The sequence below is a fragment of the Lacinutrix sp. genome, from assembly GCF_023299985.1.
GTDB lineage: Bacteria > Bacteroidota > Bacteroidia > Flavobacteriales > Flavobacteriaceae > Lacinutrix.
Genome location: NZ_JALZVX010000149.1, coordinates 1 through 14,118, shown reverse-complemented (window position 1 = coordinate 14,118; position 14,118 = coordinate 1). Strand labels below are relative to the sequence as shown.

General features: G+C 32.3%; 12 protein-coding genes. 3 read left to right on the top strand and 9 right to left on the bottom strand.

Annotated elements, in window-relative coordinates:
* From nqrF to Q0C58_RS08030, 6 genes are all read right to left on the bottom strand, one after another.
* The coding region (gene nqrF, locus Q0C58_RS08055) for an NADH:ubiquinone reductase (Na(+)-transporting) subunit F (protein WP_290699805.1) at positions 1-1,138 on the bottom strand (1,138 nt) is incomplete at its 3' end.
* A gap of 1 nt (position 1,139) precedes the next feature.
* Complete coding sequence (gene nqrE / locus Q0C58_RS08050) at positions 1,140-1,880, bottom strand: NADH:ubiquinone reductase (Na(+)-transporting) subunit E (protein WP_290699802.1); 741 nt, start codon at positions 1,878-1,880, stop codon at positions 1,140-1,142.
* A gap of 86 nt (positions 1,881-1,966) precedes the next feature.
* Positions 1,967-2,611: an NADH:ubiquinone reductase (Na(+)-transporting) subunit D gene (locus tag Q0C58_RS08045; protein ID WP_290699800.1), complete on the bottom strand. Its 645-nt coding sequence runs from the start codon at positions 2,609-2,611 to the stop codon at positions 1,967-1,969.
* Position 2,612: 1 nt separating this feature from the next.
* Complete coding sequence (locus Q0C58_RS08040; RefSeq protein WP_290699798.1) at positions 2,613-3,422, bottom strand: Na(+)-translocating NADH-quinone reductase subunit C; 810 nt, start codon at positions 3,420-3,422, stop codon at positions 2,613-2,615.
* A gap of 2 nt (positions 3,423-3,424) precedes the next feature.
* Positions 3,425-4,642, bottom strand: a complete 1,218-nt coding sequence (locus Q0C58_RS08035) for an NADH:ubiquinone reductase (Na(+)-transporting) subunit B (RefSeq protein WP_290699795.1) — start codon at positions 4,640-4,642, stop codon at positions 3,425-3,427.
* Positions 4,642-5,997: a Na(+)-translocating NADH-quinone reductase subunit A gene (locus Q0C58_RS08030; protein ID WP_290699792.1), complete on the bottom strand. Its 1,356-nt coding sequence runs from the start codon at positions 5,995-5,997 to the stop codon at positions 4,642-4,644. The genes Q0C58_RS08035 and Q0C58_RS08030 overlap by 1 nt, the downstream gene beginning before the upstream one ends.
* A 181-nt stretch (positions 5,998-6,178) precedes the next feature.
* Between Q0C58_RS08030 and Q0C58_RS08025 the strand changes: the two genes are divergently transcribed.
* Both Q0C58_RS08025 and apaG read left to right on the top strand, forming a co-directional pair.
* A complete protein-coding gene (locus Q0C58_RS08025; RefSeq protein ID WP_290699790.1) occupies positions 6,179-7,429 on the top strand; it encodes a type IX secretion system plug protein domain-containing protein in 1,251 nt (416 codons plus the stop codon).
* Positions 7,430-7,516: 87 nt separating this feature from the next.
* The gene (apaG, locus tag Q0C58_RS08020; RefSeq protein WP_290699787.1) at positions 7,517-7,903 is read left to right on the top strand and encodes a Co2+/Mg2+ efflux protein ApaG; all 387 of its coding nucleotides are present in this window, start codon (positions 7,517-7,519) and stop codon (positions 7,901-7,903) included.
* 27 nt (positions 7,904-7,930) lie between these two features.
* On the opposite strand, the gene Q0C58_RS08015 is transcribed toward apaG, so the two are convergent.
* Complete coding sequence (locus Q0C58_RS08015; protein ID WP_290699785.1) at positions 7,931-8,938, bottom strand: DUF6695 family protein; 1,008 nt, start codon at positions 8,936-8,938, stop codon at positions 7,931-7,933.
* Positions 8,931-9,656: an NRDE family protein gene (locus Q0C58_RS08010; protein WP_290699783.1), complete on the bottom strand. Its 726-nt coding sequence runs from the start codon at positions 9,654-9,656 to the stop codon at positions 8,931-8,933. Before Q0C58_RS08010 ends, Q0C58_RS08015 begins: the two co-directional genes overlap by 8 nt.
* Positions 9,657-9,790: 134 nt before the next feature.
* On the opposite strand from Q0C58_RS08010, the gene pruA reads away from it, so the two are divergent.
* Entirely contained in the window at positions 9,791-11,416 is a 1,626-nt protein-coding gene (gene pruA / locus Q0C58_RS08005) for an L-glutamate gamma-semialdehyde dehydrogenase (protein WP_290699780.1), read from the top strand.
* Between the two features lie 180 nt (positions 11,417-11,596).
* Here pruA and Q0C58_RS08000 read toward each other — a convergent pair whose 3' ends face one another.
* Positions 11,597-14,095, bottom strand: a complete 2,499-nt coding sequence (locus tag Q0C58_RS08000) for a DUF5686 and carboxypeptidase-like regulatory domain-containing protein (RefSeq protein ID WP_290699777.1) — start codon at positions 14,093-14,095, stop codon at positions 11,597-11,599.
* Positions 14,096-14,118 lie beyond the last annotated feature (23 nt).

Genomic DNA, 14,118 nt, shown 5'->3' with positions numbered 1-14,118 from the left:
TAAATCCATCTCCAGGAGCATCTATGTTTTCTTTAACTTTCCAGTTATCCTGTTCCATAGGTTCAGATAATGCTAAGTAGAATTTAAAGTTTGGGAAATCTTTTTCCAATGCTCTAAAGTAATGTATGTAAAATAATTCTGCTTTAGAACGACCTCCATACCAATACGTTACTTTACGTCCTGTTTTTAAGGTTCTAAATAATTCATATAAGTGAGAACGCATTGGTGCCATACCTGCTCCACCACCTACGTATAACATTTCAGAATCAGATTCGTTGATAAAGAATTCACCGTAAGGTCCAGAAATTGTTACTTTATCTCCTTCTTTTTGATTAAAAATATATGATGAAGCTATACCTGGATTTACATCCATCCATCCGCCTTTGGCGCGATCGAAAGGAGGTGTTGCAACACGTACATTAAGCATAATTTTTCTACCTTCGGCAGGATAAGAAGCCATAGAGTAAGCACGTTCAACAAGTTCGTTATTCTTCATAACTAAAGGCCATAAACCAAACTTTTCCCAATCTGCTTTAAACTTATCTGGTTCACCTGGATGATCTTCTGGATGTGCAGAAACGTCCATTTCTGAGAATTTTATTTCACATTCTGGAATTTCAATTTGAATATATCCACCAGCTTTATAACCCATATCTTCTGGGATTTCAACTACAAATTCCTTAATAAATGTAGCTACATTATAGTTTGAAACTACAGTTGCTTCCCATTTTTTAATTCCAAAAACTTCTTCTGGAATAGTAATCTCCATGTCTTGTTTTACTTTTACCTGACAAGATAAACGTACACCATGTGCTAATTCCTTTCTTGAAAAGTGAGGTGTTTCAGTTGGAAGCGCTTCTCCTCCTCCAGATAATACATGACATTCACATTGAACACATGTTCCACCACCACCACAGGCAGAAGGTAAAAATATTTTTTCGGCACCTAAAGTGGATAACAATGTGCTTCCTGAAGCCACTTCTATTTCTCTCTCACCATTAATTAAGATCTTTACTGGACCTGATGGTGATAATTTTTGCTTAACAAATAATAATAAACTTATTAATATTAACGCTATAATTAAAAACGCTACTACTGTTGTTAATACTGTTGTTCCTGTTCCTGCTGCTAAAATCATACTACTTTGTTATTTTAGTGTTTTCGGCTAATTGATTAGCTTGTTCAGTTTGTTGTACTTGTTCAACTTGAGATTTTGGCTCTGTTAATTGCTCTGCTTCTTCCTCTCCTCCTGTTAACATACCTCCAAAACTTAAAAATCCAATACCCATTAAACCAGTAATGATAAATGTAATTCCTAATCCTCTTAAAGGTGCTGGTACGTTAGAGTATCTAATTTTTTCACGAATGGCTGCAATTGCTAATATTGCTAAAAACCAACCAATTCCAGAAGAGATTCCGTAGTTAACAGCTAAACCAAACGATTCTATTTCACGAGCTTGCATAAATAACGATCCTCCTAAGATGGCACAATTCACTGCAATTAATGGTAAGAAAATACCAAGAGAATTATATAATGAAGGTGAAAACTTCTCTACTACTATCTCTACTAATTGTACCATAGTTGCAATGGTTGCAATAAACATAATGTATGAAAGGAATCCTAAATCCATACCAGAGAAACCTTCTCCGTTACTACTTCCATCTGCCCAAGCTAATGCACCTGGTTGTAATAAATATTGGTCTAACAACCAGTTTAATGGCACTGTTATAGCTAATACAAATATTACTGCTGCTCCAAGTCCTACTGCTGTTGCTACTTTTTTAGAAACGGCTAAGTATGAACACATACCTAAGAAAACCGCAAACACCATATTGTCAATAAAAATTGACTTGAAAAATAATTCTAAATGTTCTATCATTTTTATATTCTTTTAATATCAGTTTTTAGTCGTTAGTAAATAGTCGTGAGTCTAATTACTAAATACTGTTAACTGCATACTGTTTTTTAGTCTTCTATTAAATCTTTATTCCTACTACGTTGTACCCAAATAATAAGTCCTACTATTATTAAGGCCATTGGAGGCATTAACATAAAACCATTATTTTCGTAACCAAGGGCGTAAACACCTGTTTTCTCGATAGCATCTCCAAGTACTGGAATACCGAAAAGTGTACCAGAGCCTAAAAGCTCTCTAAAAAAGCCAACAATTATTAAAATAACTGCATAACCTAGAGCATTACCAATACCATCTAAAAAAGATTGCCAAGGTTTGTTTGCTAATGCAAACGCTTCAAAACGACCCATAATAATACAGTTGGTAATAATAAGTCCAATAAATACTGAAAGTGTTTTACTTAAATCGTAAGCAAAAGCTTTTAGTACTTGATCTACAATAATTACTAAAGCAGCCACTACAATTAGTTGCACAATAATTCTAATTTTTGAAGGAATGATGTTACGCATTAAAGAGACAACTACATTACCTACGCCTAAAACAAATAATACAGCAATTCCCATTACTAAAGAAGCTTTAAGCTCCGCAGTAATTGCTAATGCAGAACAAATACCTAATACTTGAATAGTAATTGGGTTGTTATCTGCTAATGGATCTGTGATTAACTTTGCGTCTTTTTTTGAAAGTAGTCCCATATTAGTTATTCTTATTTTTTAAATTTTGAAAGTATGGTAAATACAATTTTAAATCTTTTTTAATCATTGCAGATACACCATCTCCTGTAATTGTTGCACCAGCTAAAGCATCAACTTCGTAATCGTCTTTATCTTTATTTAGTGGGTCGTTATTTCCTTTTGCAACTTTGATTCCTTTAAATACACCAGCATCAGTTACTAAACCTTCACCATAGAAATCATCCATAAAATAACGTTGCTTAATGTTCGCTCCTAAACCAGGAGTTTCTCCAGCATGGTCAAAAAATGCGCCTTTAATAACCATATCTATATCTATTGCAACATATCCCCAAATAGCATCCCAAAGACCTTTACCTCTAATTGGCGCTACATAAACTGTTTTACCATCTTGTGTTCCTTTAAACAATGGTAAAAACCTTGACTCACCATTTTTTTCTTTGGTTTGTTCTTTTTTAACATCTATTAAATAAGGTTCTTTTCCAGCACCTGGCGCTTTAGATTTCATGAACTCATCACGAGTCATTTCTTTTAAAACTTTTCCGTCTTTTACTTCAAGAACAATTTGTTCTGATACATTTGCAGTAAAAGATTCTGCAGCTTTTTCTGTAGAAATAAAAGTAATATCTCCAGTACCTTCATTTTCATTAAAACCCATTGCATACAGAATATTCTGTTGCTTTTCAATTTCTTTATTCTTAGTAATCGCAGGCTTTAGAGACGATGCTGTAAAGGCTAATAACGAACCTACTACTACTACCATTGCAATAGCAAATAGTATTGTATATGAATTTTTATCTGTGTTAACTGCCATAATTATGCTGTTTTAACTTTTAAACGTTTCATTCTGCGTTTTACATTTCCTTGAACCACGTAGTGATCAATTGTTGGCGCAAATACGTTCATTAATAAAATCGCTAAGAATACTCCTTCTGGATAAGCTGGATTAAATACGCGAATCATTATTGAAATGAAACCAATTAAGAAACCATAAATTATTTTCCCTTTATTAGTTTGCGATGCTGTAACAGGATCTGTTGCCATAAAAACAGCACCAAATAATATAGAACCTACAATTAAATGTTGCCAGAAAGGCATACTCATTAGTCCAAAAAACTTAGAGCTTTCTGTAATCATTCCTGTTCCAACTACTAAAAACTCAAATATTGCTCCCATAGCTAAAGCACCTATTAAAGTACTTGTGATTATTCTCCAACTTCCTACTTTTGAGAAAATCAAAAGACCTGCACCTACTAAAATTAATAGTTTTGAGGTTTCACCAACAGATCCAGGAATAAATCCAAAGAACATGTCCATTGTATCAATATTAGGCAATGTGTTTCCTTGTGCATATGCACCAAGTATTGTTTCGCCAGAAATTGCATCTGGAGTTCCTGCTAATTCTTGTGCTTTGTGAACCCATACTTTATCTCCAGACATCCAAGTTGGGTATGCAAAGAATAAGAAAGCACGAATGGTTAATGCTGGATTTAGAATATTCATTCCTGTACCTCCAAAAACTTCTTTACCTATTACTACACCAAAAATAACTGCAACTGCTAACATCCATAATGGAATATCAATAGGTACTATTAATGGCACTAACATACCTGTTACTAAATAACCCTCTTCTACTTCGTGCCCTTTTATTACTGCGAAAATAAATTCTACAATTAAACCAACACCGTAAGACACTATTACTAGTGGTAAAACAGTCCATGCTCCAATTATAAAGTTATCCCAAGTTATAAAGTTCCCTAATAAAGAAGCTTCTGTAACAACACCTTTTGCTGCATTAATAGCTGCATAATGTTGGTAACCTGCATTAAATATTCCAAAAATTAAACAAGGTACTAATGCCATAATAACTATGTTCATTGTACGTTTTAAATCATCGGCTACCTTAATGTGAGTTCCGTTGTGCGTTGTCTCATTTGGCAAGTATAAAAAAGTATGAATTGCATTAAATGCAGGAGCCATTTTGGTTCCTTTATACTTCTCTTTTAAATTGTGTAAATTACTTTTTAAACTCATTATCCTATCTCTTTAAGCATTAAGTCCAAACCTTTTCTAATAATATCTTGATGTGGTTGCTTAGACACACAAACAAATTCTGTTAAGGCGAAATCTTCAGGTGCAACTTCGTACATTCCTAATGCTTCCATTTCGTCTAAATCTTGATACATACAAGATTTTAAAATTTGCATTGGAAATATATCTAGAGGAAATACTTCTTCGTAGGTTCCTGTAGTTACAAAAGCACGATGCTCTCCATTAGTATTTGTATTTAAAGCAAACTCTTTTTTAGGTGTTAACCATGAAAAAGTAAAAGCTCTTGATACAGAGATTTTATTAAAAATTGGTTTGTTCCAACCAAAAAACTCGTAATCATCACCTTCTGGAATTACAGATATTACGTTACTATAATAATCTAAACAGCCATCTGGTTTTACTTGTTTTCCAGATAAAACGTTACCAGAAATAATACGATCGTTCCCATCTTTATCCACACCGTTATCGTAAACCATTGTTGCTATTTCGCTACCTATCTTAGTTCTAAAATAACGTGGTTTTTTAACTGAAGAGCCAACTAAGGCAACAGTACGTTCTGCATTAAATTTTCCAGTTAATAATAACTCTCCAATTATAACTAAATCTTGTGCAGCAACAGTCCAAACTGTTTCGCCTTTGTTTACAGGATCTATTTTGTTAATTAAAGTTCCTACATTTCCTGCAGGATGTGGACCAGAAACTTTATGAACTGATACATTAGACAATCCTGCCAATGGCGAATTTCCATTTTTACCAACTCCAACATGAACTTTACCTTGGGTTAGTTTAGATAAAGCTGAAACTGCTGCTTGCAATTCTGCTTCTTTACCAGCTAAAGTAAAATCTAAATCTGCAGCTAATGGTGCACTTGCATAACCAGAAATAAAAATTGCTTTTGGAGCGACTTCCGGATTTGCAATCACATCGTAAGGACGTTGTTTAATAAAAGTCCAACATCCAGAATCTAATAAATGCTGTTTTATTTTTTCAACTTTAGCTACTTCAGTGTTTAAAGAACCAAAATCGTGATATAACTGTTCTTTGTCTGCTTGAATTTTTATTGAAAGGATTTTACGTTTTTCACCACGAGCAATTTCAATAACTTCTCCAGAAACTGGTGAAGCAAATTTTACGTTTTCGTTAATTTTGTTAAAAAACAAAGCTTGTCCAGCCTTTACTTTTTCTCCAACCTTAACCGATAACTTTGGAATTACACTGTGAAAGTCTTCTGGTCTAACTGTACAAGTATTGCTTATTATGGCATTTTCTGTTGCCTTTTCTGCAGCACCTTTAAGTTTAATATCTAGACCTTTTTTAATCTTAATGTCGTTTGACATGTGTATAAATCTATTTGTTAATAGTTTAGCTATGTGACTTTATGAGGGTCAAAAATCGCTGCAAAAATACAAATTAATAATAAAGATTTCACAATAAATTAATAGATTTTTGGTTAGATATGTTGAAGTTTGAAAACAGGCATGGATTTTGTTTATCTTTACAACAAGAAAACCCTTATTAATGGCATTTAACGTTAAACAATTTTTAATTTTTGTATTTATTACAACTTCAGTTTTTTCTCAAGTTGAAGAAATAAATCCTACCGAAGAGATTAAAACAATTACTTTTAAAGGCGACACTCCAGAAAGTCAATTACCAATTTTAAAACTTGGCGAATACCTTATTTTAGAATTTGATGTACTTAATGGAAATGAGGATGATTATTATTACGAGATTAAACATTATAATTACGATTGGACACCTTCAGTTTTAGTGCAAGCTGAATATTTAAAAGGTTTTAATGAGCAGCGTATTAGAATATGGAATAATTCATTTAACACTTATCAAATGTATTCTCATTTCACCTTAACCATACCAAACGAGCAAACACAAGCTATTACAAAATCTGGAAATTACCTTATTACTATTTATAATGAAGATGATGAGATAGAATTTACCAGAAAATTTATGGTTTTCGAAGACATTGCTAATGTTGGTGTTGCTATTAGACGCTCTCGCGATGTTAGCGAAATAAAAGATAAGCACACTGTAGATATTGCTATCAACTCTTCAACTCTAAGATTTAATAATCCACTAGAAACCGTAAGAACAGTAATTATTCAAAATAACAATTTAAGAACAGCTATTAAAAACATTAAACCTCAATATCTTTTAGGTAACGAATTGCAATACCGTTACGTAAAAGGCACCAGTTTTTATGCTGGAAATGAATATCTGTATTTTGAAAACAAAGACCTAAGAGGTGCAAATACTGGTGTTCAATTTATAGAACTTAAAGAGCTTTATAATAGTTATTTATATAGAAACTCGCCTAGAGTAGATCGTGATTACACTTACAATCCAGATATTAATGGTAACTTTCTTATTACAGCTTTAGATACAGATAATCCAACAATTGAAGCAGACTACACTCAAGTTCATTTTACTTTAGAACTTAACAAAGTTAAAAAAGGACAAACGGTACATGTTTATGGTAATTTTAATAACTATGCTGTAGATGAAAGCACACAATTAACATATTATAGTGATGAAAACACTTATGAAGGCAAACTTCTTTTAAAACAAGGTTTTTATAGCTATAAGTATGTTATTAAAAATGAAGATGGCAGTATAGATGAAAATGCAATTAGTGGTAATTTTCACCAAACAGAAAACAGCTATATAGTTTTAGTGTATTATACAGACTTAGGTGCTAGATATGATAGAATAGTAGGTTTTGGCGAAGGAAACTCTATTAACCTAACCAATTAAACGACGTTTATTAGTTAAATCTCATTAAACAGACCGTTATTATTGTGATTATATTAGTATTTTAGCATAGAATTTTTGAAAACAAAAATGGTTCAACAAGTAACAAGAGGCATAAAAATTTCGGTAGAAACCAATTTTGAAGGCACATTTTATAAAAATTATAAAATACACTACGCTTTTGGATATAAGGTTATTATAGAAAACCAGAGTAAAGACTCTGTGCAACTCAATGCAAGGCATTGGATAATTCTTGATGCCTTAAATAATGTTGAAACTGTTTCTGGAGAAGGCGTTATTGGTAAAAAACCGGTATTAAAACCTGGCGAATCTCATACTTATTCTTCTGGGTGCTTACTTACGTCTCCATTTGGTGCTATGCAAGGACATTATGGAATGGTAAACTTTACTACCACAAAAAAGTTTAATGTTACTATTCCTACCTTTAAATTAAGTGCTCCTTTTGCTATAAATTAAGTTTTTGTTAAAAAAGTTTAACTCAAACTAATCGTACTTCCTATTAAATCTAAAGACTTTATTATGCTGCTTTACATGAAAAAAATGGCAGTTAGAATAATGTACAATTTCATATTTTTCCTCATAATTAAAACTTGAATCTTCAGGCACATAAATAGCATCACAATCTACGTTTCCATAAGGAGAAATACGTTTGTAACGGTATTGGTTTAAAGTTTCAGTTTTATAAATCTCGTACCATGCACCTGCTGCAATACCAGAAAGCCATTGTGCATTTTCTTGAATACCGTCTACTTTTCGTGGTTTTAAAGTTCCTTCGTGGTTTGGCTTATAATCCTTTAATCTATCTAAAAAGTTTTTTAAATTTTCGCTTTTTTGTGAACCTTTGTATTCTGAAATAATACCAGTGTCTGAAACTTGAAAACAATGATTCCCAGTATTTGCTAACAATACATTTCCAACAGTACTTGGTGTAAACCACTTAGAACTCTCTAGGGCTTTTTTAATATTCTCATCTGTTACAGATGCTATTAAACTATTAGTTACAAACCGTGCACAATTTGAAGCTTCTTTTTTAAACGCTGCATAATAAATAAAACCACGTTCTTGCATTCTAGCAATATGCGCTCTTGCGTTTTGATAATTAACTTTATAACAAACAGAAGCTACTAATCTTCCATCTCCATGTGTTATTTTTGGATGTGTTGCTAAGTATTTTAAAATAGCATCAAGATTATTAATCTTATTATTTTTAATTTCGGCTTTAAATGGAAAATACAATTCGTTATCTGTGCTACTTCCTCGAACTCTTCCATTAGGCTCGGAAGTTATGTAGCGTCCAAAATCATGATAGTCTATAACACCTGTTTCCTTATTAATTAAAACTAAGGCTGCATGACCAGCACGAACACTAGTTTTACTTCCAATACCTACAAATCTTAATAAAGGAGAATACCATTCTGCTGCGTGCGATACAACAGTATCCGGATAGGCTAAGGTTAAAATTACACCTGTGTTATCTTTAAAGTTACTCATTAATAGTTTCGGCAAGATTAAAAGTTATTGCTGTTTTTTTTGAAGTATTTAAATTATGAAATTGCAAGTCTATTGCAGCATCTGTTTTTTCAATTTGAGTAATACTTGTTGTTTTTACAAACCCACGATCCATAACAACTCCAAAATCCTCATTCCCTTGTCCTGCTGTTTTATGAAATTCTAGAAGTGACTTGGATGATAATTTATTTTCAGTTTTGAAAGCTTCAAACCATTTACGTCTAGATTCTTTTTTTTCTTCAGTATATAAAGTAGAAGACGACCATATTCTTGTTGCCAATGGCAATTGTTGAAAATGTTTTTGTTTTTCATCCCAAACCAATTCATAAAATTTTAAATCGGTATTCCAATCTGCAATTACAATTGTAAAAGGTTCAATATTTTGAAAGTTATAAGATTCTATTGTAGCTTCAATATTTTCACAAGTTAATAAATCTGTAACTACAACACCTCTACTTTGTCTGTAATTTGGCTTTCTTTCGTGAAGCCTAAATGCTCCATTTAATAAGCAAACTACTCTGTTTTTATTACTTGTTCCAACCCAACTCCCACCAGATTGCTCATCTTTAGGCATTAATAATTGGGTATTATTAATAATATAAAAATCTGGAGATAATGCGTTTCGATTTGGTGCTTCATCTCTATTAGATGTTAATACAAAATCGTTATTACCTTTATAAAAAATACTTACTGTACACATAAATTAGATAGCCGTAAAATTAGCTGGCAACTTACAAAAAAATAAGAATTGTTTGGCATTTCCTTCAGAAATAAATACTTAAATATTTCGTAACTTTGTTTCTTTAAATTTAGACAACTAATACAAAATATAAAATGGGAAAAGGATTTTTTAATGTACCAATTGCAGTAAATGAGCCTGTAAGAGCTTATGCTCCTGGATGCGAACACCGTGAAGCTATTTCTAAAGCTTACAAAGAGATGTACAATAGTACTTTAGATGTACCAATGTATATTAATGGAAAGGATGTAAAGACAGGAAACACTAAACCAATGTCTCCTCCTCACGACCACAAACATGTTGTTGGACATTATCATTTAGCCGAAAAAACTCACGTTGACGAAGCTATATCTACAGCCTTAGAAGCAAGAACAAATTGGGCCGAAATGCCTTGGGAACATAGAGCAGGAATATTTTTAAAAGCTGCCGAATTAATTGCTGGACCTTACAGAGCCAAAATTAATGCTGCCACAATGATGGCACAATCTAAAACAATACACCAAGCAGAAATAGATGCTTCATGTGAGTTTATAGACTTTCTACGTTTTAATGTACAGTTTATGACCGATATGTATCATGAACAACCAGAAAGCACAAGCGATGCATGGAACCGTATTGAATACAGACCTCTTGAAGGTTTTGTTTACGCAGTAACTCCATTTAATTTCACTGCTATTGCTGGAAACCTACCAGCTTGTATGGCTATGATGGGCAATGTAGTGGTATGGAAACCTAGTGATTCTCAAATCTATTCTGCAAAAGTAATAATGGATGTATTTGAAGAAGCTGGTGTACCTCCAGGAGTAATAAATGTAGTATTTGGTGATCCAGTAATGATAACCGAAACCGTATTAGCTAGTCCAGATTTTTCTGGATTGCACTTTACTGGTTCTACTTACATATTTAAAGAACTTTGGAAACAAATAGGAAACAATATCCACAACTACAAAACGTATCCTAAAATTGTAGGAGAAACTGGTGGTAAAGATTTTATTGTGGCTCATAAAACAGCACATCCTGCTCAAGTTGCTACAGCTATTGCTCGTGGTGCTTTTGAATTTCAAGGACAAAAATGTAGTGCTGCTTCTCGTGCTTATGTTTCTAAAAGTATTTGGAATGAAGTTAAAGAACAATTAGTAAGAGACGTGAAATCTTTTAAAATGGGTTCTCCTGCTGACATGGAAAACTTTATAACTGCAGTTATACATGAAGGATCTTTTGATAAATTAGCAAAATACATAGACAAAGCAAAAGCTGATAAAAACGCAGATATTATTGTTGGTGGAGGTCATGATAAAAGTAAAGGCTATTTTATTGAACCTACAGTTATTGTTACTAACGACCCAAAATACACAACCATGTGTGATGAACTTTTTGGACCTGTAATGACTATTTATGTATTTGATGATAACGATTTCTCTAAAACATTGAAATTGGTAGATTCTACTAGTGATTACGCTTTAACAGGCGCCATTTTAGCACAGGATAGATATGCTGTTATCGAAGCGACTAAAGCATTACAAAACTGCGCTGGTAATTTTTATATTAACGATAAGCCAACTGGAGCCGTTGTAGGACAGCAACCATTTGGTGGCGCAAGAGGATCTGGAACTAATGATAAGGCTGGTAGTATTTTAAACTTACAACGTTGGGTATCGCCAAGGATGATTAAAGAAACATTTGTAACACCTACAGATTATCGCTATCCTTTTTTAGGATAAATAACACTCTAATACACAGTACTAAAAAAACCAAAGCCTAACGCTTTGGTTTTTTTTATGAAATTAATATTAAAGTTGATTTACTATTTAAAATTAAAAACAACTTAATACTTGTAAAAAACCTCAACAAAAAAGGCCTCCATTTAGGAAGCCTTTTTTGTTTAAATAATTTGGAGTTCTTTAAAAATAAAAACCAAAACTACCAGTAACTCCAAACTTTCTAGCATTTGGATTAAGTGTTGGATCTAAATAGTTTCCTCTAAAGTTAAAATCTATTCTAAAGACTTTAAAAATATTACCAACACCAACACTATATTCGTAATAAGCTTCTTTGCTAGGCGCTACATAAGTTAAACCTGAAGCATTAATATCTCTGTTTTCTTGAGACACATCACCCATTGCACCTCTAAAACCTAAAATAGCTCTGAGGTTATACTTTTTAAGTAATGGAATTCTTGAAAATAGCCTACCATTAAAATTATGTTCTACGTGCAATGTTGCATACTCATCGGTTACAAATTCGTAAAAATCTAGATTAGAAAACGTATTATATATGGAGAATAAACTTTGATTTCCTGGCACAACACTCAATAAGCCTAACGGAACTTCGCCATATGTTTTACCAACCTCTATACTAGTTGTTAATCGACCTAAAGGACCTAGAGACCAAGGTTGATAATACGAAAATTGAACTTTTTGATAATTAAAATCTCCATTAAATAAACCAGGATCACCAACAGTAACCTGCGCAAAAAGTCTAGAGAAATTATCGTTTTTTGTTCTTCGTTCTACACCAAAACCAGTCATTTCACGGTTTGGAAAATACGAGAAAGACAAAGCAGTTTCAAATTGTTGTATTTCAGATTCTACTTCAGTTTGCGTATTATCTGTAAAATAATCTAAACTAAAGGTAGGAGATGCAGATTCTAATGTTTTGTATGTTCCACTTACACGCGTTATAAAGTTACGCAAAGGCTCTACTTCTAATGCAATTGTAGATAGATTAAGGTTTGTTAACTTATCATTAGTTCCTGTTCCAACTACAGAAGAAGAGGCTAAACTTCGTCCCAAAACATCTGTAGAACTCGTTAAGCTCGCTCCTATTTGCTCTACATCTCGTCTATTTCCTCCAGAAATAATAAGTCGGCTCTTTTTATCAAGCAGCCACTTACCAGAAATACCATATTTAAATTTATTGTCTCTAAAACCGTAAGCAAGAAAACCTTCTAAACGCCATAAATCGTTCTGTCCAAAATACGTTCTTCCTCCTGCACGTAATCTAGTACCTTCTACTTCATTGTATCCAAAAGTTGAAAAAATAGGACCGTAATCTAGATTCAATTCGTCAAACTCTATATAGCCAGAAGCTAAAATACTTCCTAAATTATAAAGCCGTTTAAACTTCTTGGTTTTCTTTAAAGAATCTAGCATAACGTACACACCTTTTTCATCTTTACTTAAAGATTCCATTCTGTTTTTATCCCAAAATTCTTCGTCTTGATTGTATAAATCCTCATCAAAACTATATGTTTTCTCTTTATAGAATTTAGACTCTTTCTTTTCGTCAAATTTATAATTATCATACAAAGTAGTACGCTTACCATATATACCTTGGGATTTTTCTTTTTTATTAAAAGCAAAATCCGACATAAAATAATCTCTTTTTATTAGAAAAGTAGAATCGTTTAAAACATCGAATTCTTGTTCAATATAAATTTCTTTTACCCAGTTTATATTAGCACTTTTAGAGGCTTGCATATTAATATCCTTAATAGCAAAAGTGGTATCTGCAACCCAAAAATCACCTTTAAAAGTTAATTCATTTTTACGTCTTGGATAATAAATAATATTGTAACACCATTTATTATCTATATAAGCACTGTCTGCTAAAACATAATTATAAGTCTGAATTCCTGTTCTAGAAATTGGACTAGTGAAACTTTTATCGAAAAACTTTAGATAATTATCATAAATATCATAATCGCTATATAAATCGTCAATAAAATCAATGATAACTTGGTTATTACTAAAACCAGAATTCTTGTTTCCTTTTAAAATTTCACGCTTTTCTTTTATAACATTGTCTCCATAAACTTGTGCCGAAGATTCATTTATAAACATTGGCAAGTACGTTTTACCAGTAACTTTAGAGGTGTCTATTTGCTCAAAAACAAACTCCATACCTTTAAATAGTTTACTTTTTATGGTAGCACTATCTATGGTATTTAAATCGAACTCTACTTTTTCATATTTGTCATATTGGTATTGCTTGTATTGCTTTAAACCATTACTTCGTTTATTAGCCCAAATTTTACGTAAAATATCTATTGCAGGATTGTTTTTCTTAGATTGTTTTCCAGACACAAGCACTACTTCTTTAAGTGCTGCAGCACCTTCCAATAAGATAACATCAAACTTATAGTTTACTTTTTGGGTAAGCTTCACTTTTTGGGTTTCAAAACCAATAAAAGAAAATACTATAGTTTCGTGAGTTTCATCATCTTCTAAATAATACGTTCCATTTTCATCTGTAATAGTACCAACACTTGTACCTTCAAAATAAACATTAGCATAAGGTACAGGTAAATTAGTGTCATCGTAAACATGACCACTAACTTTAGTTTGCGCTAACGTGGTAAAACAAGCAAAAGATAAAATCAATAATAAATACTTTTTCATAACATTATAACATAAACAAAAAA